This is a genomic window from Microbacterium sp. CCNWLW41 (assembly GCF_037083505.1).
The window spans coordinates 77,831-99,998 of sequence record NZ_JBAOJP010000001.1 but is presented as its reverse complement, the minus strand read 5'-3'; the positions used below and the strand labels follow the sequence as shown (position 1 = coordinate 99,998).

The window sequence follows — 22,168 nt, the reverse complement described above, 5'->3', positions numbered from 1 at the left end:
ACGTGGTCGCCACACTGAAGTCATGACATTCATCGAACATATGTGCGACGCTGTCGACCGGCTTCGCGTGTTCGGGGAATTGGATGTCGAGGCGGGCGAGCTTCCCGCGTCTGCGTCGCGGCTGAGCGATGGATCTGTGCGCGAGCTGCTCGCCGAGACGAGCGGACTCGCGAAGCAGATCGCCGCATTGCAGGCCGTGCTCGCAGGGGTCGCATCGGCGCGCTCTGCTCGCGACCGCGGCCACACCGGCTTCACGCAGCAGACCGGGCACCGCAATGCCGTCGAACTCCTGCGCGACCTGACCGGTGCGACGCGCGGCGAGGCGACGCGGGCGGTGAAGGTCGGCGAAGCGCTACTCGACGGCCTCGGGAGTGACGATGGCGTCGACTCTGCGCTGGACACGGATGCGACCGGGGGCAAGGAAACGCCCGTGATTTCGCCCCTCTGGCATGAGCCGCTGCGCGAAGCCGTGCTGGCAGGCCTGATCACGACGGCCCAGCATCACGCCGTCCGCAGCGGACTCGGCGAGCCGCCGGTCATCGATGGACGCGAACCGGATGCCGTGATCGCGGCGTGGCGCGCGGCGGCGGGGGAGCTGGTCGCAGACGCCGAGACGTGCACTGTCGAAGACCTCTCGGCTCGCGCCCGCGCGCTGAAAGACATGCTCGACCCGGCGGGAGCCGAAGAGAGGTTCGCCGCGCGATTCAGCCAGCGTGGGCTTCGATGGACCACCGGCGCAGAAGGGCTGCCGCGGGCGATCATCACCTTCGACGACGAGATGGGTGCCTGGGTTCGCGGCCTGCTCGATGCGGGACTCGCCCCTCGACGTGGCGGCCCACGGTTCGTCGCCGAGGATGAGAGAGCGGCGGCGGAAGACCTCGTGCGCGATCCACGCACCAACGAGCAGCTCGCCTATGACCTGCTCGTGGACGTCCTTCGCGCGGGCGCGCTCGCCGACGCCGTCGACGTGTACGGCACGAAAGAGGCGGGTGTGCGGCTGGTCACGATGACGGATGCCGTAACCGGCGAGCTCGTGCGGCGAGATGTATTCGGCCGTCTCGTGACCACGGCGCACTCCGACGACGGCACCGTCACGCTTCCGGGGTCGGCTCTGGAGCGCGCGATCTGTGCGACGGGCACTGTCGAGGTCACGATCGACACGTCAGGCAATCCGCTTGATGCCGGCCGTGAGAGTCGCCTCTTCACGGCGAAGCAACGACTGGCGCTGGGGATCAGAGATGGTGGATGTCTCTGGCCAGGCTGCGATCGCCCACCCGCATACTGCGAGGCGCATCATTGCGAACGGTGGTCGGACGGTGGCCGTACGGATTGCAGTGTCGGCGTCCTGCTCTGTCGATTCCACCATCTTCACCTCCACAACCGCGGGTGGCGGATCAGCGGCGATGGCGGCAGCGCCTTCATGCTTCATCCGCCGCCGAACGTCGATGACAAGCCGATCCGGCTGCGCTCCAAGTCTCCGTTGCGGTTGCTCTGGGATCCACCGCCCGGTCGAACAGGATGGCGTACCCCGCCCGCCTCGCCTGCGCAGGAACCGATCTTCCGGCGCAGCGCCTGAGCCGGGTTCGGCATCGACCCTCACGTGCTGGACACCTGCGTGCGCACGCCCGTTCCACCGGTGGGCGATCACGCCGGCCTTGCGGCGCACACCACCCGAGCTTGCCGCGCACCCCACCCGAGCGTGCGGCGTGCCTCACACGCGGTGCGGGTCGATCATCGTCATGCCGGCGGGCGTGGCGTGGTCGAAGCCGGGCAGCATCCGGGCCGCCTCGTCGAGGTCGATGACGCGCTCGATGAGGCGCTCGGGGTCGAGGGCACCGCTCTCGATCAGCGCGAGCATGCCGGGGTAGTCGGCGGCGGCCATGCCGTGGCTGCCGAGGATGTCGAGCTCCCACGCGATCACGCGCGCCATCGGCACGCGCGGATGCCCTTCGACCGGAGGCAACAGCCCGATCTGCACGTGCCGGCCGCGGCGGCGGAGGCTGTGGATGCCGTCGGCACAGGTCTCCTCGCTGCCGACCGCGTCGACCGACACATGCACGCCACCTCCCGTGAGCTCGTGGACGGCGGCGGGGACGTCCCGGCCATCGGCCACGAGCACGCGATCGGCGCCGAGCGACCGAGCCACGTCGAGCGCAGCCGGGTTCCGGTCGACCGCGACCACGCGCGCCCCGAGCGCCTTCGCGATCATCACCGCGCTCAGTCCGACGCCGCCGGCCCCGACGACCGCGACCCACTCGCCGCGCGCGAGACGCGCACGACCGACGAGTCCGCGGTATGCCGTGGCGAAGCGGCAGCCGAGGCTCGCGGCCGCCTCGAAGCTGACGGACTCGGGGACCGCGACGAGGTTCATGTCGGCCGCGTGCAGGGCGACGTACTCGGCGAACGAACCCCGGTGTGTGAAACCGGGCTGCTGCTGATCCGGGCACACCTGTGCCTCGCCGTTCAGACACCACTCGCAGCGCCCGCACCCGCACACGAACGGTACGGTCACGCGGTCGCCGACCGCCCACTTCTCGACGCCTGCGCCGACTTCGGCGACCACTCCGGCGAGCTCATGCCCGGGCACGTGCGGCAGGGCGACCTCGTCGTGCCCCGCCCAGGCGTGCCAGTCGCTGCGGCAGAGGCCGGTCGCGTGGACGCGCACCACGACCCCGCCGTCCGGCGCGCTCGGAACCGGGATGTCCCGGACCTCGGGCATCACACCGATGGCGTCGTACACGACAGCTCGCACCGCGACATCCTCTCATCCGGTTCGCGCCACGACCGACGGGATCAGCCCGCGAGGTACACCTTCCGCAGCGTCTCGCGCACCGTCCACACCGTGCGCATCCCCGCGGTGAGCCGCACGACCGATCCAGGCCGCAGCTCGATCGGCTCGAGAGCCGGGTCGTCGAACGACACAGTGGCGGCGCCCGCCAGCACGACGAACACCTCGTCCGCCTCGACATCCGTGGACGTGCCCGGCGTGTGCTCCCACACCCCGATCGTGTCGGTCAGCTCGACGAGGCCGGCGGCCGGCGCGCCCGCCACGACCAGCTCGGCAGGCAGCGGTTCGAGGGGGAGCGTCAGGGCGACGGCATCCGTCACCGTCCCGGGCTCGAGGCCGTCGAACGGCGACGTCACGAGTCGAACCCCAGTCCCAGCGCGTCCAGCGTCTTCAGCAGCAGGTTGCGCCTGCCCCTGTTGTGGTCGGCGCGGTCGAGGGACCAGCGGGTGGCATTGATGCCGATCGACGCGGCGGGCTCCGGCGGAAACGGGAGCGGGCGCTTGCGCACCATCTCGAGCTCGGTGCGCTCGTTCGACACCCCGTCGAGCAGGTCGAGCATCACCTCTCCGGCGAACCGGGTGGAGCCGACGCCGAGTCCGGTGAAGCCCGCGGCGTAGGCGACGCGGCGGTCGCGCGCGGTGCCGAAGAACGCCGTGAACTGCGTCGACGTGTCGATCGCGCCGGCCCACTGATGGGTGAAGCGCAGGCCCTCGAGCTGCGGGAAGGTCGTGAAGAAGTGGCTCGCGAGCTTCTGCCAGGTCTCGGGCCGGTGCTCGTAGGCGGGGTCGACCCGGCGGCCGTAGCGGTAGATCGCGTCGTAGCCGCCGAACAGGATGCGGTTGTCCTTGCTGAGCCGGTAGTAGTGGAACTGATTGGCCAGGTCGCCGATCCCCTGGCGGTCCTGCCAGCCGACCGAGGCGAGCTGCGCGTCGGTGAGCGGCTCCGTCATCAGCACATAGTCGTAGACGGGCACGGTCATCAGGCGGTTGCGCTTGATGAGGGACGGGAAGACGTTGGTGCCGAGTGCGGCGCGGGATGCCTCCACCCGGCCGTCCTCCGTCACCGCCACGACGCCGACGCCGCTCGTGTCGAGTGCGGTGACGCGCGAGCGCTCGAAGATCTCGACGCCGCGCTCCTCGCACACGCGCGCGAGCTCCGCGGCCATCCGGGCGGGGTGCACCATGCCGCAGGTGTTCCGCTCCCACACCGCTGCGAGGTACGTGGGGGAGTGGACGGCGGCCTGCGCCTCGTCGCGGTCGAGGTAGACCACGCCCTCCTCGCCCTCGGCGGCCCACTCCTCGAGCCACTCGACCTGGTGCGGCTCGACGGCCGGTGCGAGCTGGCCCGTGCGCTCGAACTGGAAGTCCATCCCGTAGCGGGACTCGGACGCCTCGATCGCGTCGAGGTTCTCCCGCCCGAGACGCTCGAGCGTCGGCATCTCGCGCGGCCACCGGGCCATGCCGTTCTCGTGGCCGTGCGTGAGGCTCGCCTCGCAGAACCCGCCGTTGCGCCCCGAGGCGGCCCACCCGACCCGCTGCGCCTCGATGACCACGACCTTCGCATCGGGGTCGCGCTCGGTGGCCAGCAGCGCCGTCCACAGGCCGGTGTACCCGCCGCCGACCACCACGAGGTCGGCCCGCGTCGTCCCGGCCAGCGACGGCCGGTTGGGAGTGAGGCTCTGCGGGAGGTCGTCGCGCCAGAAGACGGAGTGCTTCGCCTCGGCGAGGGAGTGCTGGACGACGGATGCCGCCGGCCGCTGTCGTTCGAAGACGGTGGTGCCCACGGGGATCAACTCCGATGCATGAGAGGTGCTCCCATCCTGGCCGCTCGCCGTCACGCGAGGCGGCGGGCGGTGTCGGGAGTTGCCGCCGCGGTCGGACAGGTTGTGTCGTGCCGCCCACTGATCGGTGCGTGGCGCCCGGTCGTCCCGGACCCGCGAGGTCAGCGAGCGGTGAGCTCGCCGACGAGCGCGTCCACCCTGCGGACGCGGGCGTACGTCCCGTCCAGCGCGGCCATGAACGCCACGTGCACCTGCTCGCCCGGCACGGTGCGACCGTCGTATGCGAGGTCGGGCGCCGCGCACGCGTCCTCCGCCACCGCGACGGAGAAGCCCAGATCGGATGCCGCGCGCACGGTGGCATCCACGCACATACTCGACATCATCCCGGCCACCACGACCTCGTCCGCGGCAGCCGCGCGCAGCAGCGCCTCCAGGCCGGTGCGGAGGAAGGCGTTCGGCTCGTGCTTGACGACCACGTGCTCCTCGCCGTCCGGCGCCACCCGCCGGTCGATCTCCACGCCCGGTGTCCCCGGTGCGAAGAAGGAGGCATCCGCATCGTCCGACAGGTGCTGCACGTGCACCACCCGCTCACCCGTGGTGCGGAAGGCGGCGAGGAGCCGGGCGGCGGCGTCGGCGGCGGCATCCGCGCCCACGAGAGGGTGCCGGCCACCGGGGAAGTAGTCGCGCTGGATGTCGATGAGGAGCAGGAGTCGGGTCACCGCAACAGCATAGAAGTCGGCGACCGCCGAACCGGCGACCGGGGATCAGGCGTCGGGAGCGGCGAAGACGCGCTCGCCCTCGACGAAGGTCTGCAGCGCATGCGTCGCGCCGATCTCCTCCGCGGGCCCGGCGAACGGATCGCGGTCGAGCACGACGAGGTCGGCGAGCTTGCCGACCTCGATGGTGCCCGTGACGTCGTCGAGGTGGTTCACCCACGCCGAGCCGGCGGTGTAGGCGGTCAGCGACGTCGCCAGGTCGATCGCCTGCTCGGGGAGGAACGCGTCGTACTCGCCCTCCTCATGGCCGGGGGCGGCCGTGCGGTTCACCGCGGTGTGGATGGCCGCCATGGGGTCGGGTGTCGAGACCGACCAGTCGCTGCCGGCGGCGAGCACCGCTCCCGCTCGCAGCAGATCGCCGAACGGGTACTGCCACGCGCTTCGCGGCTCGCCCAGGAACGGCAGGGTCAGCTCGACCATCTGCGGCTCGTACGTCGCCCACAGCGACTGCATGTTGGCGGCCACGCCCAGCTCGCGGAAGCGGGGGACGTCCTCGGGGTGCACCACCTGGATGTGGGCGATGTGATGACGGTTGTCGCTCCGGCCGTTGAGCGCGATCGCGCGCTCGACCGCGTCGAGGCACTCGCGCACCGCGCGGTCGCCGATCGCGTGGAAGTGCACCTGGAAGCCCTCGGCGTCGAGGATCGGCACCGCCTCGGCGAGCACGGCCGGGTCGACGAACGAGATGCCGGAGTTGTCGGTGAAGTGACCATGTCCGTCGCAGTAGGGCTCGAGCATCGCCGCGGTGAAGTTCTCTGCGACGCCGTCCTGCATCACCTTGACCGAGGTCGCCGCGAACCGGCCGGCGCGGTAGCGGTCGCGGCGCTCGAGGATCGACGGGATCTGCTCGAGGCCCTGCGTGCGGTCCCACCAGATGGCGCCGACGACCCGCGCGGTCAGGGTGCCGTCTGCGGCGGCCTGGAGGTAGGCGGGGCCCGGGTCGCCGGCGTCGCCGTACGACCCGACGATGGCGTCCTGCCATGCGGTGATGCCGAACGAGTGCAGGTACCGCTGCCCGAGCAGCAGCGCGTCGGTGAGCCGCTCGAGCGGTTCCTCCGGCAGCAGGCGGTTGACCAGGGCCATGGCCCCCTCGTGCAGCGTTCCGGACGGCGTGCCGTCCGCGTCCCGCTCGATGCGGCCGTCGGCCGGGTCGGGGGTCTCGCGGTCGATGCCGGCCAGGCGCAGCGCGGCCGAGTTCACCCACGCGCCGTGCCCGTCGCGGTTGGGGAAGAACGCGGGGCGCTCGCCGGTCACCGCATCGAGGGCGGCGGCCGTGGGGGTGCCGCCGGGGAAGGCCGACATCTGCCAGCCGCCCCCGAGGATCCACTCGTCCGACGCATGGTCGGCGACGTAGCCGGCGATGGCCTCGAGGTACTCGGCGGCGGTGCCGAGCTCCGACAGATCGCAGCGCAGCATGTCGAGGCCGCCCCACACGGGGTGGACGTGCGCGTCCTGGAACCCGGGGATCAGCATCCGCCCCCGCAGATCCACGAGCTCCGTCGACGGCCCGACGAGCTCGCGCACGTCGTCGCCGCCGACCGCCACGATGCGGCCGGCCCTCACCGCGACAGCGCTCGCGCGGGAGCGCACGGTGTTCGCCGTGAAGACGGGTCCGCCGGTGAAGACGAGGTCGGCGTGGGCCACGGAAGGTCTCCTTCTGAAGGTCAGCCGCCCGTCATGGTGCGGGCGATCTGCGTGGCAGAGTCGCCCGCCCGCTTGAGCACCAGCGCGACGAGCGCGAGGGCCACGAGCGTCAGCAGCAGCATGATCGTCGAGACGGCGGCGATCTCGGGGCGCAGGCCCGACCTCACCGCGCTCAGCACGTACACCGGCCACGGGGTGGTGCCCGAGACCTGCACGAAGGCGGCGACGATCGTGTTGTCCAGGCTCAGCGTGAAGGCCAGCAGGAAGCCGGCGAGCACCGCCGGCATGGCCAGCGCCAGCGTCACCCTGCGGAACGTCGTGAACGGCTTCGCGTACAGATCGGCGGATGCCTCCTCCAGATGGGAGTCCTGGCCCACCAGGCGCGCCCGCACGATGTACGAGACGACGGCCGTGGCGAACAGCGACGAGCCCACCGAGAGGCGCACGATGCCGTCGTTGAACATCGAGAGGCCGAGGTCCTGGCCGAGGAACACCAGCCAGGGCAGCAGCGCCACGGCGTCGACGATCTCGGGGGTCACCGACACCAGCAGGAGCAGGCCCAGGAACCACCACACCCACTTGCCGGGGTGGCGGGCCATGGCGATGCCGGCGAGGGTGCCGAGCACCGTCGCGATGACGGCGGCGATGAAGGCGGTGATGAGCGAGACCCGCACCGCGCTCTGGATCGCGGGCTTGGCCAGGATCGTGCCGAAGGCGTCGAACCCGAAGCCGTCCCACGACACGAGCAGGCGGCCGGTGTTGAAGGAGTAGACGACGATCACGATGATCGGCAGGAACAGGAAGAGCATCACCAGGACGCCCCACACGGTGAAGGCGATGTCCGACCACGATCGGCGTGCGCGGCGCCGCGGCGCCGCCGCCGTGCGGGTGTCGCGCTGCTGCGCCTGCAGGATCGTCTCGGTCGCGGTCATCGTCTCGGGGGGAGTCATGTCGTCACCTCCACGGTCGCCGCGGGCGCGGCATCCGTCGTCGCCGTCTCGGACACGGGACCCAGCACCAGCCGGTCGCGGCTGCGGAAGGGCAGCGCGATGAGCCAGATGAGCACGGCGGCGACGCCGATGGTCAGCATGATCACGAGCATCAGCAGCACGGCCATCGCCGAGCCGAGCGCCCAGTTCTGTGCGGTCTGGAACTGGCTCGCGACGAGCTGCCCGACCATGTTGCCCTTGGCGCCGCCGAGCACGGTCGCGGTGATGTAGTCGCCCATCAGGGGGATGAACACCAGCAGCACGCCGGCGACGATGCCGGGCTGCGAGAGCGGCAGCGTCACGCGGAAGAAGGTGGTCACCTTGCCGGCGCCGAGGTCCTTGGAGGCCTCGCGCAGCGCCGGGCCGACGCGGTCGAACGCGACGAACAGCGGCAGGATCATCAGCGGCAGGTAGTTGTAGACGACGCCGATGACGACGGCCGTGCGGGTGTAGAGCAGCTCCAGCGGGCCGTCGAGCACGCCGATGCCCTGCAGCAGCGACGAGAGCCAGCCATCCGGTGCGAGGATGACCTGCCACCCGATCGTGCGCACGAGGAAGTTCGTCCAGAACGGCACGAGCACGAGCGCGATGAGGATGCCGCGGCGCTGCGGCTTGACCTTGAAGGCCATCCAGTACGCCACCGGCGCTCCGATGAGGAAGCAGAGCACGGTGCCGATGACGCCGACCCACAGCGTGTTCGCGAACGTCGCGAAGAAGGTCGGCGACACCGCCTCGACGTACCGGTCGAACGACAGGATGTCGTTGGCGTGGGTGCCGAAGACGCCCGGCTTGTACCCGAAGCTGAACCACACCACCATCGCGACCGGCGCGACGAAGAAGAGCAGGAGCCACGCCCACGCCGGAACGGCGAGCGCGGCCCCTGCGGAGCGGTTCTCACGCACCTGCTGCGGCCTTCATCTCGTTGTAGATCTCGACCCGCGTGGTCTGCGAGTCGTTGAGCTCCTGCTCGTGCATCGTCTCGAGCTGCTCGGGGGTGAAGAAGATCATGTCGGCCAGCTCCAGGCCGCCCTCCGTGGCCGCGGCCTCCATGTCCTTGCCGCCGACGTTGTAGCCGATGTAGTCCAGGTTCAGCGCGAGGTTCTCGGGTGTCATGGAGAAGTCGATGAACGCGTGGGCGGCCTCGGGGTGCGGGGCGCCGGCGGCGATGGCCCAGTTGTCCATCCACAGCTCCGTCTGCGGGCCGGGGAGGACCCACTGCCAGCGCTCGGGCTCGCTGGACTCGAGCAGGCCGAGACGGGCGTCGCCGTTCCACGCCTGCATGAGGACCTGCGTGCCCTGGGGGATCGCGTTGGTGCCCGGGTACGAGTCGAACGCCGAGATGTGCGGCGCGATCTGCTCGACGAGGAACTGGCGGCAGGCCTCGAGCTCCTCGGGGTCGTCGGTGTTCCAGTCCATGTCGTTGGCCCAGAAGTAGGCGCCGATGATGCCGGCGGGGTCGTCCGACATCGCGGTCTTGCCGCTCGCCTCGTTCTGCGCGGCGTCGAAGAAGTCCCCCCAGGTGCTGAGCTCGCGGGTGATGACCGTCTTGTCGTACACGAATCCGGTGGTGCCCCACGCCTTGCAGACCGAGTAGTCGTTCTCCGGGTCCCATGCACGACCGAGGAACGCGGGGTCCATGTTCGACATGTTGGGCAGCAGGTCCTTGTTGAACTTGGTCAGCAGCTCGTTCTCGATCATCTGCGGGATGAAGACGCCGGTGGGCACGACGATGTCGTAGCCGGAGGTCCCCTTGGCGGCGACGAGCTTGGCGATGAGCTCCTCGTTCGAGGAGTAGGAGTCGAGCGTGACCTTGGGTCCCAGCTGGTCCGTGAAGGCGGCGATGACGTCGGGCGAGTCGTAGTCGCCCCACGTGTAGATGGAAAGGCTGTCCTCGAGGTCGCCGCCGGTCGCCTGCGGGGCGGGGGAGCCGCCGCCGCCGGGAGAGCAGGCGGCGAGCACGGTGGCGCCGCCGGCGAGGGCGGCCAGGCTCAGGAAGCGCCGGCGCGACAGCTCGCGGACGATCGAGGGCGCGGATCCTTCGGGAGCGAGGATGCGCAGCGGGTTCCGGGGCTGGGTCACGAGTACTCCTGGTTCGGGTCGGATGTGGGAAGAGCGGATGCCGCGGCGGCGGCCGGCTCGTCGGGCACGGGTTTCGGGTGTGGATCAGACGGTCGGGGGTGCGATGTAGCCGCCCTGCTCGGCGGCGCCGTCATCGGCGGCGGGGAACAGCAGCACGTGGTGGGCTGCCCACGTGCAGACCACCCGGTCGCCGACGGCGAGAGGCGGCGCGTCGGGCGTCGGGCGTCGGACGATGAGGCTCTGGTCGGCGCCGAGCTGCACGAGGTACTGCATCGTGTCGCCGAGGTGCGAGACGCCGATGAGCTCGCCGCGCGAGGTGTTCGCGTCGGAGAGGCCCGCGCCCGGCTCCGCGGCAGACGCGTCGCGCTCGATGCGGATGTACTCCGGGCGGACGGCCGCCTCACCCAGATTGGTCGTCGTGAGCACGGGTGAGGCCGCCCGCACGAGCGCGTGCGGGGAGGAGATCGCGGCGCCGGCCTCGGCGGTGGGACCCCGGAAGAAGTTCTGCTGCCCCACGAACGCGGCGACATAGGCGGACGCGGGACGGGCGTACACCGTGTCGGCGTCGGCCAGCTGCTCGATGCGACCCGACCGCATGATGGCGATGCGGTCGCTCATCGAGAGCGCCTCGCCCTGGTCGTGCGTCACGAAGATGAAGGTGATGCCCAGCCGCGACTGCAGGAGCTTGAGCTCGAGCTGCATCTCCTCGCGCAGCTGCCGGTCCAGCGCGCCGAGGGGCTCGTCGAGGAGCAGCACCGCGGGCCGGTTCACGAGGGCGCGCGCCAGGGCGATGCGCTGCTGCTGGCCGCCGGAGAGCTGCGCCGGCTTGCGGTCGCCGAAGCGCCGCATCTGCACCAGGTCGAGGGCCTGCGTGACCCGCTCGCGCACCTCGGACTTCGGCGTGCGCCGCTGCTGGAGTCCGTATGCGACGTTCTCGGCGACCGACAGGTGCGGGAACAGCGCGTAGGCCTGGAACACCGTGTTGACGTCGCGACGGTACGGCGGGACGCCGCGCACGGGGCGTCCGGAGATGCGGATGTCGCCGGCATCCGGCTGCTCGAATCCTGCGATCATGCGCAGGGTCGTCGTCTTGCCGCAGCCCGACGGGCCCAGCAGCGAGATGAACTCGCCCGGCTGCACCGTGAGCGAGAGGTCGTCGACGGCGATCTGGTCGCCGTAGTACTTCGTCACTCCCGAGAGGACGACGGCGCCGCGGGCGGCCTCGCTGTCGGTGGGAACCTGCTCCGCCGGATTCGCCGCGGTCGCCGTGCCTGTGGACATCGTCACCTCGTGAGGTCCTTCTGATCATCGGGTCGCGCGACGTTGCGCGACCCCTATCGGGTGTGTCACGTATTCAATATCGAGCGGTGCCCCCCTGCAATGCGCCCGAGAGCGAACCAGACGATCCGAGGCGTCCCATGGCCCGCGCCTGACAGATCGTCCGGAGTTGTGTAACGGGCAGGCGACCGCGGCGTTTCAACGGCTCGACGTCGAGTGCGTCCGCGTCGGTGGCCGTCGGGCGACAGTTCGTCCGTCGCGCATCGTGATGAAAGCGTGGCCGTGCGGTCAGCGCTGACAGGTCGGGCACCAGAACACGATGCGCTCGCGCGTCGGGTCGGCGCCGAGGCTGCCGCCGCGGATCAGCGTCCCGCAGCGCCGGCACGGGCGGCCTTCGCGACGGTACACCCACGTGGAGCGGCCGGGTCGCGCGTCGCCGGTGAAGGTGCGCCCCGAGCGGTCGCGGTTCGCGCGGATCATGCGTGCCCCGAGGTCCACCGCGGCGGCGGTGTCGGTCTGGTTCGCGGGGGTGGTGGGCAGGATGCCGCGCACGAAGAGGATCTCGTTGGCGTACTCGTTCCCGAAGCCGGCCACATTGCGCTGGTCCTGGATGGCGACGTGGATGGGGCGTGTGTCGGCCGCGAGCCGTCTCGCCGCCTCTGCGGGGTCCCATGCGGCCGAGAGGGGGTCGGGCCCGAGGTAGCCGACGAGCGCGTCCTCCTCGGCGGTCGGAACGAGCGTGATGTCGGCGAGGTCGAACCCTACCGTCTCCCACTCCGCCCCGTCGGGCGCGGTCGCGCCGATGACGGCCCGGGCCCGGAACCCCGCGGCGTGCCAGCGCTCGCCGCGCCGGTAGACGTGCCATTCGCCCTCCATCTTGAGATGCGTGTGGAGGGTCCACGTTCCGATGCGGTGCAGCAGGTGCTTGCCGCGCGCGACGACGTCGTGCACGACCTCGCCGCGCAGGTCCGCCGTCGCCGCCTGCGGTACGCGAAGCTCGAAGCGCGTCACGGTCGCGCCCGCGAGCGCCGCGTTCAGCCGGCGCGCCGCACGGAACACGGTGTCGCCCTCAGGCACGGCACCTCCTGCCCGGCACCGGGCGCCGGCGCGGCGCGTCAGGCACGCGCGCCCTCGCGGAGCACGTCCCCGGCAGTGAGGCGGCGCAGCGTGAGACCACGCGGGGACTCGACGAATCCCGCCTCCCGCAGCGCCCGTCCGACGCCGGTGCCGTAGACGAACGCCCCGTTGACCTGCTCGACGGTGAGGGTGTCGAGCCGGCGCGCGCGCGACGTCGCGGCCAGGTCCCGGGCAGCGGCCGAGAGCACGGACTCGTCCGCGGTGAACGCCAGCGCCGATTTGCCGCCCCGCTCGAGGTACAGCGCGAGCTCTCCGTCGACCAGCACCACGAGCGCGCCGGCCTTGCGGCCCGGACGGTGTCCGACCCCCTCCAGCGCCGGCCACGCCAGCGCGGCGCCGTAGGGGTTGGCGGGGTCGGTGGCGGCGAGGGTCACGGCGCGCAGCGGCGGCGGATCGGGCAGGCCGGCGAACTCGCGCAGCCGGTCGACGGTGGCGGAGGCTGCGAACTGCGCCGCGCCGAGCTTCTCGATCACGTACCCCCGGCGGCAGTGACCCGCCTCCTCGAAGCCGGCCAGGACGCGGTAGACCTGGGCGAAGCCGCCGGGCACGCCTTCGGACTGGACGGCGCCGCGCGTCACCACGCCGTACCGGTCGAGGAGCAGGCTCGCCGTCGCCGTCGCCCGCAGCGCCGCATCGTGTTCCGCCTCGGGCAGCAGCGACCACCGGCCGCCGATGGCGGGCGGGCGCGCGGGCACGGAGGACGCCACGGTGCGCACTGCTGCGCCACGGTACAGGCGGGCGCGCGGAGCCCGCCGGCTCACGCGGTGCGCCTGCGAGCCGCCCGAAACGAGCGAGCGCACCGGCGCGAAGGTGTCGTTCGTGACGCGCCCGGACCAGGTCAGCCGCCACAGCGCCTCGACGACGGACTGCTCGTTCTCCGCGCCCGTGGTCTGCTTCAGCTGCGACGCGAAGTAGGCGCCCCCGCTCGAGAGCGCCGCGAGGAGCTGGGCATCGAGCGAGCCCGGAGCGGGCTCGTCCGCCTCGTCGGGAAGCGTCAGCGTCAGCGGCACGGCATCCGCTGGATGCAGCGCGATCCAGCCGTCCCTGCCCGGCAGGCTGCCGTGACCCGACCAGACGACCTCGCCGGTCGCCGTCAGCTCGTCGAGCATCCCCGGCGTGTAGTCCGCCACGCGTGCGGGGAGCACCAGCGACTCCCACGCACTGGCCGGGATGGGCACACCGGCCAGCTGCTCGACGACGGCGGCGACCCCGTCGACGCCGTCGAGAGGCCGCGTCACGTGCTGCCACACCGGAAGGAACCGGGCGTACGCCTGCTGCGGCACCGGTTCGACGCTGCCGCGGATCGCCGCGAGGGACCGCATGCGCAGCCGCCGGAGCACCTCCGCATCGCACCACTCCGCCTCGTCGCCCCGCGTCGCCGAGCCGTCCCCCGAGCCGGGCGGCGGATCGGGCAGGAAGAAGCCGCTCGTCACCCGGCCCTGCGACTCGAGCCGCTGCAGGGTGTGGCGGGCTACCGCCACGCCGATGCCGAGGCGGTCGGCCGCGGCATCCGCCGTGAAGGGGCCGTGCGTGCGTGCGTACCGGGCGATGAGGTCGCCGAGCGGGTCGGCGACGGGCTCGAGGAACGCGGTGGGGATGCCTACCGGCAGGGCGGCCCCGAGCGCGTCGCGCAGCCGGCCGGCGTCCTCGATCGCGGCCACCCGGGTGATGCCGGCGATCGTCACCGGTATGGCCCGGCGCGCCGTCACGAGGGCGTCCAGGAGAGCGGATGCCTCATCCGCCGTGGCGTGCCCGTCGGAGGAGCCGTCGGCGGCGGGCTCGAGCCGCGCCGCCACCTCGGGCGCGTCGAGCGGGCCGAGGATGCGCAGCAGGTCGGCGACCCCTTCGAGCCCGCGTGCGCGGCGCTCGGGATCGAGGCGCTGCGCCTCGCGCTCGAACTGCGCGATGACGTCGGGGTCGAGGAGCTCGCGCATCTCGACCTTGCCGAGCAGTTCCGACAGCAGCGCCGGATCGACCGACAGCGCCGCCGCCCGCCGCTCGGCGAGCGGAGAGTCGCCCTCGTACATGAAGGCGCCGACGTAGCCGAACAGCAGGTCGCGCGCGAACGGCGAGGGCTGGGCGGGCTCGGTCTCGATGAGCCGGATGCGCCGCTCGCCGATCCCGCGCATGAGCCGCAGCAGCGCGGGCACGTCGTAGACGTCCTGGAGCACCTCGCGCAGCGTCTCGAGGATGATCGGGAACGTCGGGTAGCGGCGGGCCACCTCGAGCAGCTGCGCGGACCGCTGCCGCTGCTGCCACAGCGGTGTGCGCTTGCCGGGGTTGCGCCGCGGCATGAGCAGCGCCCGCGCCGCGCACTCGCGGAATCGCGAGGCGAACAGCGCGGAGCCGCCGACCTCCTCGGTCACGATCTGGTCGAGCTCATCGGGGTCGAAGACGAAGAGGTCGGCGCCCGGCGGCTCGGCCGTGGCATCCGGGATCCGGGCGATGATGCCGTCGTCGCTGGCGACGGCGGAGCCGTCGACCCCGAGGCGTTCGCGGATGCGGGCGTTGACGGCCAGCGCCCACGGCGCATGGACCTGCATGCCGTACGGGGAATGAAGGATGACGCGCCAGTCGCCGACCTCGTCGCGCCCGCGTTCCACGGTGAGCTGACGGTCGGTCGGCAGAGTGCCCGTGGCCTCGCGCTGCTCGGCGAGGTAGGCCAGCAGGTTGTCCTGTGCGTACTCGTCGAGGCCGGCGTCGCGCAGACGCGCCTCGGCCTTGTCGGGCTTGGCCGTGGAGACCTCGCGCGAGAACTTGCCGAGCGCCTCACCGAGCTCGGCGGGACGTCCGATGCCGTCGCCGTGCCAGAACGGAACCTTGCCCGGCTGGCCGAACGCGGGCACGACGTTGACGCGGTCATGGGTGATCTCGACGATGCGCCAGCTCGTCGTGCCGAGGGTGAAGACGTCGTTGACGCGCGACTCGTAGACCATCTCCTCGTCGAGCTCGCCGACGCGCGCGTTCTGGGACTCGCCCGCGATGAAGACGCCGAACAACCCGCGATCGGGGATCGTGCCGCCGCTCGTCACCGCGATGTGCTGTGCGCCCGGGCGCCCCGTCAGCACGCCCAGGTCGCGGTCCCAGACCACGCGCGGACGCAGCTCGGCGAACTCGTCGGACGGGAAGCGCCCGGCGATGAGGTCGAGCGTCGCCTCGTAAGCGGAGCGCGGGAGCGAGCGGAAGGGGGCGCTCCGCTTGAGCGTCTCGTACCAGCCCTCGACGTCGACGGGCCCGATCGCGGCGGCCGCCACGGTCTGCTGGGCGAGGATGTCGAGGGGGTTCTGCGGGATCGCGATCGCCTCGATCTGCCCCGCGAGCATGCGCTCGGTCACGATCGCGGTGTGGAGCACGTCGCCGCGGTGCTTGGGGAACAGCGCAGCGCGGCTGACCTCGCCCACCTGGTGGCCCGCGCGCCCGATGCGCTGCAGACCCGATGCGGCGCTCGGCGGCGCCTCCACCTGGATCACCAGGTCGACGGCGCCCATGTCGATGCCCAGCTCGAGGCTCGAGGTCGCGACGACGCAGCGCAGCACCCCGGACTTCAGCTCCTCTTCGACCTGCGCGCGCTGCTCCTTGGACACCGACCCGTGGTGGGCCTTGGCCAGCACGGGGTCGGCGCCGGCCGTCGTGCCCGCCTGCGCCATCATGGCCGCGGGAACCGACGGGTCTGGGAGCTCGAGCCCGAAACGCTCGGAGTAGATCTCATTGAGCCGGCCGGTGAGCCGTTCGGCGAGGCGCCGGGAGTTGCAGAACACGATCGTGGAGCGGTGCAGCAGGATGCGGTCGACGATGGCCTCTTCGACGTGCGGCCACACCGAGCCGGTGATCTCGGTCTCACCGCCGTCCGCCGCGCGCGGGCGCCCGGACGAGCCGTCGTTGAACCAGTCCTCGTCGATCGGCTCGGCGCCGGGATCGGCGGATGCCTCGGCCGAGGCATCCGTGCCGGTCCACGCGACGGGCTCGGACTGGTAGGCGCTCGGCGGAGGCGGCGGGTTGAGCATGTCGTCGATCGGCACGACGACCCGCATGTCGAACGCCTTCGACGCGCGGGGGGCGACGATCTCCACCGGTTCGGCACCGCCGAGGAAGCGCGCCACCTCGTCGATCGGTCGCACCGTCGCCGACAGCCCGATGCGCTGCGCGGGCGGGGCATCGGGCGCGAACGAGCGACGGAGCGCGTCGAGGCGCTCGAGGCTCACCGCGAGGTGCGCGCCGCGCTTGGTGGCCGCGACCGCGTGCACCTCGTCGACGATGACGGTGTGGACGTCGCGCAGCGTCTCGCCCGCGCGGCTCGTCAGCATGAGATACAGCGACTCGGGCGTCGTGATGAGGATGTCGGGCGGCGCCTGCACGAGCTTGCGCCTGTCACCCGCCGGGGTGTCACCGGAGCGCACTCCCACGGTGACGTCGGGCACCGTGAGACCGAGCCGGCGCGCGGACTGGCCGATGCCCACGAGCGGGGAGCGGAGATTGCGCTCGACGTCCACGCCCAGCGCCTTGAGCGGCGAGATGTAGAGGATGCGCGTGGCGGGGGCGGGGGCATCCGCTCGCTTCTTGCGGCCCGACGGGGCGACGGATGAAGGTGCGGTCGCCTTGTCGTGGAAGACCCGGTCGATCGCCCACAGGAACGCCGACAGCGTCTTGCCCGAGCCGGTCGGGGCCACGACGAGCGCGTGCTTTCCGGCGGAGATCGCCGCCCAGGCGCCCTTCTGCGCGTCGGTCGGAGCCGCGAACGCGCCGCGGAACCAGTCCCGCGTGGCAGGACCGAATCGCTCCAGGACATCGCCCATCCCTCCATCTTCGTCGCGATCTCCGACATCGGGCCAGGCGGGGACGGATGGGCGGGCCTCGCGTAAGCTCGGGTGGGTGCGTGTCCCCCCGCACGCCCGCACCGCCCGAGGATCCTCCATGGAGTCGACGCCGTCGAGCAGGCCGGAATCGCCGACGCCGCTCACCCGCCGCACGAACCCCGCCCTCGCCGTCCGCTCATGGCCGGCCTCGCGCCGGGTGCGCACCTTCGGGCTCGGCGCCCTCTGCGGGGCCCTCGCCCTGTCGCTCGTGGTCGTGGTGACCTCGATCTTCGCCGCCTCCGGCGACCGGCCCTCCCTGCTGCCCGAGCCGGCCCCCGCCTCGGACGTGCGGGTCACACCCCGGCCGACGCCGAGCAGCACGCCGTCCACGCCCGCTCCGCGGCCGGAGGTGGTCGCGACCCCCGAGGCCGAGGAGCCCGCACCCGAGGAGGGGGCGACCGAGCCCGCGCCCGCGCCCGCGCCGTCGCCCGTGGCGACCGATCCGCCCGCGGTCGACGAGCCCGTCGAGGATGCCCCCGGGAACAGCGGCAGCGCGCCGGGCCGTACGAAACCGCCCAAGAGTCCCTGATGAGGGCAGGCTTCGCGCGAGCGGTCGACCGTTAGTCAACCGTTGTGAAAGGTGCTCGGCGGCCGTGCCCCGCCGCCGATAGAGTCGCGGCACCTGCTCGATGGAGATACCGTGCGACGTCCGCTTCCCCTCGCCTTCGCTGCGCTGGCAGTGCTTGGCGTCCTCACCGCCTGTGCGCCGACGGCGCAGCCCGGCGCGACCGCGACGCCGGATCCGGTTCCATCGGGCGAAGCGGCCCCGACGCCGGCCTTGACCATCCAGATCGTCGCAGGCGGACAGGCACCTCCTGCGGTGTTCGGCGGCGACTGCGCGGTCGCCCTGCCGGCTGCGGGGCTGATCGCCGCCACCGGGATCGACGGAATCGAGGTCACCCGCCGCGATCAGACGTGGACGCGTTCGATCGACAATGTCGGCGGACTGGTGTGCGAGTGGCAGGGTGACGGCGTCAGCGGCAACGTCACGATCCTCCCGAAAGTCGGCCTCGGCGGCGCGGAGCTGCCCGCTGAGGTGTCCGACACGTACTTCGGCCCCTGTGACTGGAACTGCTCATGGCAATGGGAATCCGCCGACTTCTCGGTGATGGGCTACTCGAGCGACCTCGCCGACCGCGGTCGGGAGGAGGCCGACCGGATCGGTGCCGAGGTCGGGATGGGCATCGCCTCCCGCACGGCGGAGGCCGGACTCGGATGGCAGCGCGACAGCGCGCGTTGGTGGCCGGCGGCGGACTGCGCGGACCTCGCGACACAGCTCGGCTCGCACCTGGGCGCGGTCGTGACGGCAGAGGAGGCCGGCTACCACGATCCTCCGAGCCCCGCGACCATCCTGGCGGACATCGCGAGCCATCGCACGTGGTGCGGGTTCTCGACCGAGGGGCGGCAGCTCGCGCTCGCGGTCTTCGAGTCCGGGGTCGCCTGGGACCTGCCCTGGGCAGGGCTTGGACAGCCTGTGGATCTCGGAGTGCCCGGCGTGCAGGCGTTCTCTTCCACGCAGGGGGGCTATCTGGGCGGAGAGGTGTACGAGGCGACCGACGGCGTCAACGGGATGAACGTCGAGATCGCCCCAGACAGCGGGTGGTCGCCGCATGAGCTCGCCGCGCTCATCGCGGAGACTTTCGTCGCGCCCTGACCGCCGGCGTCAGCGCTCGTCGGGCAGGAGGATCCACAGCAGCAGGTACATCAGGATCGACACGCCGAAGAACACGGTCGAGGCGACCCACAGCACCCGCACCGGCACGACGCTGCACGAGAAGCGGTCGGCGATGCCCTGGCACACCCCCGCGATCATCCGTCCCCGAACGGGACGCACCAGCCGATGCATGCGTTCATCATCGCCCGGCCCGCCCGTGCGCGCCAGATGTGCCGTGCGTCAGCGCTCGGAGGGCACGAGGATCCACAGCAGGATGTAGATCCACAGCGGGAGGCCGAAGAAGATCATCGCGACCACGGTGAGGATCCGGATCAGCGTGACATTCCAGCCGAAGCGGTTCGCGACGGCGAGGCAGACGCCGGCGATCCAGCGGCCGTTCTGAGGTCTGACGAATGAGTTCATGACCCCATCCTGCGCGCAGGGACGCCCGCGCGCACTGGGGGTGGCCCCCGAACCGAGAGGGGGCCGGCCGCGGCATCCGTCGCCTTCCTTGAGGACGGATGCCGCGACCCTGCGTCAGCGCTCGGTGAGCGTGCCGTCGCGGTCGAGCTCCAGCACGAGGTCGACGCCGATGCGCTCGAGGAACGCGTCGTCGTGGCTGACGACGAGCACCGCGCCGCGGTAGGCGGCGAGGGCGGCGACGAGCTGGTCGACCGTGTCGAGGTCGAGGTTGTTCGTCGGCTCGTCGAAGATCAGCAGCTGCGGCGGCGGGTCGGCCAGCATCAGCCGGGCCAGCGCCACCCGGAACCGCTCGCCGCCGGACAGCGAGCCGACCGGGCGCTCGACCGCCGCACCTCGGATGAGGAACCGCGCGAGCCGGTTGCGCAGCTCGACCATCGTCACCTTCGGCGCGGAGGGCGCGACGTTCTCGAGCACCGAGGCGCCGTCGTCGAGACCGTCGACCCGCTGCGGCAGGTAGCCGACGCGGTCGGTGTGCAGCTCGGCCCGTGCAAGCAGCGGGATCGACGGACCTTCAGCCGGACCAGGAAACACGCGCGGTGCAGATCCGCCCGCCGGTTCGACACCGGAGCCGACCAGCCGCTCCAGCAGAGTGGTCTTGCCGGCGCCGTTCGGGCCGATGAGGGCGACACGCTCCGGTCCCTGGACGATCCACGAGCGCTCGCCGTCACCGAGGGTCGCGATCCGGCGGCCCGCGGGCACGCCGGGATCGGGAAGGTCGATCCTCACGATGTCGTCGTCGCGCACGCGGCGCTCCGCGGCATCGAGCGTCTCGCGGGCGGACGCCTCGCGGTCGGCCTTCTCGCCCCGGAGCTTGCCGGCCGAGACCTGAGCGGCCCGCTTGAGGTTGCCGGCGACGATCGGCGGCACCCGCTTCTCGAGCTGGGCCTTGCGGCCCATCGCCGCACGGCGGGCGATGGTCGTCTCGGCCTCGATCCGCTGGCGCTTCTCGCGCTTGACGGCCTGCCGCGCGGCGCGCTCGGCGTCGCGGGCGGCGCCCTGTTCGGCATCCAGCCACGCCCGCCACTGCGAGTACGGGCCGCCGAACACCGAGAGCTCGTTGTCGTACAGCTCAGCGGTGTCGTCGACCAGCTCCAGCAGCGCGATGTCGTGGCTGACGACGACGAGCGCGCCCCGCCACGAGCGCACCATGTCGTACAGGCGTGCCCGGGCGTCGCGGTCGAGGTTGTTGGTGGGTTCGTCGAGCAGGGCGATCGACGCGCCGCGCAGACGGATGCCGGCGATCGCGGTGAGCACCGCCTCGCCCCCCGACAGCTGCCCGACGCTGCGGTCGAGCATGTCGGGGGTGAGCCCGGCCTCGGCCAGGGCGGCGTGCGCGCGCGCCTCGATGTCCCAGTCGGAGCCGACCGCGTCGAAGTGGCGCGGATCAGCGTCGCCGGACTCGATCGCGCGCAGCGCGCGCAGGGGCGCACCGACGCCGAGCAGGTCGGCGACGGGACGGTCGACGTCGAGCGTGAGGCGCTGCGGCAGGTAGGCGGCATCCGCCGTCCGGGTGATATGGCCGGCGGTCGGCGCCAGCTCTCCGGCCACCAGGCGCAGGAGCGTGGACTTGCCGGAGCCGTTCCGGCCGACGAGGCCGGTGCGACCGGCACCGAACGACCCCGAGACGTCGGAGAGCGCGGTGGTGCCGTCGGGCCACGAGAGCGAGACCCGGTCGAGGATGATGGCAGGGGTGAGGGTGTGAGCGGGCATGAGGCCTCCAGGTCGGTCAGGCGCTGACACCGACACCGCGGAGGTCGCCCAGGCGGGCCGGCCCATCGAAGGGCGCAGCACCGCAGGAGAGAAGCGGCGGATCGACGGCCAGCGCGAAGGATTCAAGCGCTGACGCGTCGAAGGTCGACGGAGCAGCGCGATTACAGCGCGGTCGCGTCGATCAGCTTCAAGGGAGTTCCTCACCGAGGGGACAAAGGCCGTGAGACACCATAGCGGACCATGCCGGGCATGACCAGTGACCGCCGTGCGCTCAGTCCGCGGCGTCGAGGGCCTCGAGCTGCTTGTCGAGGAAGACGCGCACGTCGGCGAGCTCCTGCTCCGACACGCTGTGGGTGAGGCCGGGGTAGACGCGTCCGCTCAGCTCGGCGCGTTCGGGAAGCCACTGCGTCGTGTGCTCGACGAGGAAGCCGGGGATGACGTCGTCGTTCGTGCCGCGGCCCCAGAAGACCGGCGGGCGGCGCTCGGCGAGCTCGGCGTCGCCGGGCAGCTCGCCGGGGGTGACGTAGCCCGACAGGTTCACCGCGAAGGCGAAGCGATGCGGGTCGAGGCGCATGGCCTGCAGGGACACCGCGGCGCCCTGCGAGAAGCCGAGAAGACCCACGGATGCCGCGCCCGGCACGTGCGCGTCGACCCAGGCGAGGACGGCCTCGGCGGCGCGGGTGACGTGCGAGGGATCCCGACCGTCCAGGCCGTCGATCGGATACCAGGAGCGGCCGGGAGCCGGCCACGGCGGTGACAGCGGCGCGGCGAGGCTCGCCACGGCGAACGGCTCGGGCAGGTACGCGCGCAGGGGATAGAGATCGTGCTCGTCGGCGCCGTAGCCGTGGAGGAGCAGCAGCAGATGGCGCCCGGCGAGGTCGTTGCGATCGGCCGACCACAGCACGGCGTCGGCGTCGAGGACCAGCGCTTCCGGCATGCCCCCATCCTCCCACCTGACGTCGACACGTCCGGTGGACCTCGGGCGCCGGCGGCGCAC

The 22,168-nt window shown here is 72.0% G+C and carries 18 protein-coding genes; 3 read left to right on the top strand and 15 right to left on the bottom strand.

All coding sequences use genetic code 11. The features are described 5' to 3' along the window. Positions 1–22 precede the first annotated feature (22 nt). Positions 23–1,576, top strand: a complete 1,554-nt coding sequence (locus V6R91_RS00370; RefSeq protein WP_336393614.1) for a DUF222 domain-containing protein — start codon at positions 23–25, stop codon at positions 1,574–1,576. Between the two features lie 135 nt (positions 1,577–1,711). Here V6R91_RS00370 and V6R91_RS00365 read toward each other — a convergent pair whose 3' ends face one another. The 11 genes from V6R91_RS00365 to V6R91_RS00315 all read right to left on the bottom strand — a co-directional run bounded on the left by V6R91_RS00365 (position 1,712) and on the right by V6R91_RS00315 (position 17,264). Then, positions 1,712–2,752, bottom strand: coding sequence for a zinc-dependent alcohol dehydrogenase family protein (locus V6R91_RS00365; protein ID WP_336393613.1), 1,041 nt, complete (start codon positions 2,750–2,752; stop codon positions 1,712–1,714). Between the two features lie 41 nt (positions 2,753–2,793). Further along, on the bottom strand, positions 2,794–3,144 hold the full coding sequence (locus V6R91_RS00360) for a cupin domain-containing protein (RefSeq protein ID WP_336393612.1): 351 nt from the start codon (positions 3,142–3,144) through the stop codon (positions 2,794–2,796). After that, positions 3,141–4,571 (bottom strand): NAD(P)/FAD-dependent oxidoreductase, encoded by a 1,431-nt coding sequence (locus V6R91_RS00355; RefSeq protein WP_336393611.1) that lies wholly within the window; start codon positions 4,569–4,571, stop codon positions 3,141–3,143. Before V6R91_RS00355 ends, V6R91_RS00360 begins: the two co-directional genes overlap by 4 nt. A gap of 158 nt (positions 4,572–4,729) precedes the next feature. Beyond that, positions 4,730–5,287 carry an isochorismatase family protein gene (locus tag V6R91_RS00350; RefSeq protein WP_336393610.1) on the bottom strand — a complete coding sequence of 186 codons (558 nt, stop codon included), beginning with the start codon at positions 5,285–5,287 and terminating at the stop codon, positions 4,730–4,732. Between the two features lie 45 nt (positions 5,288–5,332). Beyond that, on the bottom strand, positions 5,333–6,988 hold the full coding sequence (locus V6R91_RS00345) for an amidohydrolase (RefSeq protein WP_336393609.1): 1,656 nt from the start codon (positions 6,986–6,988) through the stop codon (positions 5,333–5,335). Positions 6,989–7,008: 20 nt separating this feature from the next. Continuing rightward, on the bottom strand, positions 7,009–7,938 hold the full coding sequence (locus V6R91_RS00340) for an ABC transporter permease (protein ID WP_336393608.1): 930 nt from the start codon (positions 7,936–7,938) through the stop codon (positions 7,009–7,011). Continuing rightward, positions 7,935–8,879: an ABC transporter permease gene (locus V6R91_RS00335; RefSeq protein ID WP_336393607.1), complete on the bottom strand. Its 945-nt coding sequence runs from the start codon at positions 8,877–8,879 to the stop codon at positions 7,935–7,937. Before V6R91_RS00335 ends, V6R91_RS00340 begins: the two co-directional genes overlap by 4 nt. Further along, positions 8,872–10,056, bottom strand: a complete 1,185-nt coding sequence (locus tag V6R91_RS00330; protein WP_336393606.1) for an extracellular solute-binding protein — start codon at positions 10,054–10,056, stop codon at positions 8,872–8,874. The genes V6R91_RS00335 and V6R91_RS00330 overlap by 8 nt, the downstream gene beginning before the upstream one ends. Before the next feature lie 84 nt (positions 10,057–10,140). After that, positions 10,141–11,337, bottom strand: coding sequence for an ABC transporter ATP-binding protein (locus V6R91_RS00325; protein ID WP_336395006.1), 1,197 nt, complete (start codon positions 11,335–11,337; stop codon positions 10,141–10,143). A 285-nt stretch (positions 11,338–11,622) separates the two neighbouring features. Continuing rightward, positions 11,623–12,411 (bottom strand): DNA-formamidopyrimidine glycosylase family protein, encoded by a 789-nt coding sequence (locus V6R91_RS00320; RefSeq protein WP_336393605.1) that lies wholly within the window; start codon positions 12,409–12,411, stop codon positions 11,623–11,625. A gap of 38 nt (positions 12,412–12,449) precedes the next feature. Further along, positions 12,450–17,264: an ATP-dependent helicase gene (locus V6R91_RS00315; protein ID WP_336393604.1), complete on the bottom strand. Its 4,815-nt coding sequence runs from the start codon at positions 17,262–17,264 to the stop codon at positions 12,450–12,452. A gap of 118 nt (positions 17,265–17,382) precedes the next feature. On the opposite strand from V6R91_RS00315, the gene V6R91_RS00310 reads away from it, so the two are divergent. Both V6R91_RS00310 and V6R91_RS00305 read left to right on the top strand, forming a co-directional pair. Beyond that, complete coding sequence (locus tag V6R91_RS00310; RefSeq protein ID WP_336393603.1) at positions 17,383–17,853, top strand: hypothetical protein; 471 nt, start codon at positions 17,383–17,385, stop codon at positions 17,851–17,853. Positions 17,854–18,102: 249 nt separating this feature from the next. Then, positions 18,103–18,978 (top strand): hypothetical protein, encoded by an 876-nt coding sequence (locus tag V6R91_RS00305; protein ID WP_336393602.1) that lies wholly within the window; start codon positions 18,103–18,105, stop codon positions 18,976–18,978. A gap of 9 nt (positions 18,979–18,987) precedes the next feature. Here V6R91_RS00305 and V6R91_RS00300 read toward each other — a convergent pair whose 3' ends face one another. The 4 genes from V6R91_RS00300 to V6R91_RS00285 form a co-directional block, all read right to left on the bottom strand. Continuing rightward, positions 18,988–19,170, bottom strand: a complete 183-nt coding sequence (locus V6R91_RS00300; protein ID WP_336393601.1) for a PspC domain-containing protein — start codon at positions 19,168–19,170, stop codon at positions 18,988–18,990. Positions 19,171–19,218: 48 nt separating this feature from the next. Continuing rightward, positions 19,219–19,401 (bottom strand): PspC domain-containing protein, encoded by a 183-nt coding sequence (locus V6R91_RS00295; RefSeq protein WP_336393600.1) that lies wholly within the window; start codon positions 19,399–19,401, stop codon positions 19,219–19,221. Between the two features lie 114 nt (positions 19,402–19,515). Then, the gene (locus V6R91_RS00290; RefSeq protein ID WP_336393599.1) at positions 19,516–21,171 is read right to left on the bottom strand and encodes an ABC-F family ATP-binding cassette domain-containing protein; all 1,656 of its coding nucleotides are present in this window, start codon (positions 21,169–21,171) and stop codon (positions 19,516–19,518) included. A 271-nt stretch (positions 21,172–21,442) separates the two neighbouring features. Further along, positions 21,443–22,108, bottom strand: a complete 666-nt coding sequence (locus tag V6R91_RS00285) for an alpha/beta hydrolase (protein ID WP_336393598.1) — start codon at positions 22,106–22,108, stop codon at positions 21,443–21,445. Between the last annotated feature and the right edge of the window lie 60 nt (positions 22,109–22,168).

Coding starts and splice junctions, on each gene's coding strand:
- V6R91_RS00315 (WP_336393604.1), bottom strand. CDS start 17,264: ATGGGCGATGTCCTGGAGCGATTCGGTCCTGCCACGCGGGACTGGTTC.
- V6R91_RS00370 (WP_336393614.1), top strand. CDS start 23: ATGACATTCATCGAACATATGTGCGACGCTGTCGACCGGCTTCGCGTG.
- V6R91_RS00285 (WP_336393598.1), bottom strand. CDS start 22,108: ATGCCGGAAGCGCTGGTCCTCGACGCCGACGCCGTGCTGTGGTCGGCC.
- V6R91_RS00325 (WP_336395006.1), bottom strand. CDS start 11,337: ATGTCCACAGGCACGGCGACCGCGGCGAATCCGGCGGAGCAGGTTCCC.
- V6R91_RS00300 (WP_336393601.1), bottom strand. CDS start 19,170: ATGCATCGGCTGGTGCGTCCCGTTCGGGGACGGATGATCGCGGGGGTG.
- V6R91_RS00340 (WP_336393608.1), bottom strand. CDS start 7,938: ATGACTCCCCCCGAGACGATGACCGCGACCGAGACGATCCTGCAGGCG.
- V6R91_RS00295 (WP_336393600.1), bottom strand. CDS start 19,401: ATGAACTCATTCGTCAGACCTCAGAACGGCCGCTGGATCGCCGGCGTC.
- V6R91_RS00310 (WP_336393603.1), top strand. CDS start 17,383: ATGGAGTCGACGCCGTCGAGCAGGCCGGAATCGCCGACGCCGCTCACC.
- V6R91_RS00290 (WP_336393599.1), bottom strand. CDS start 21,171: ATGCCCGCTCACACCCTCACCCCTGCCATCATCCTCGACCGGGTCTCG.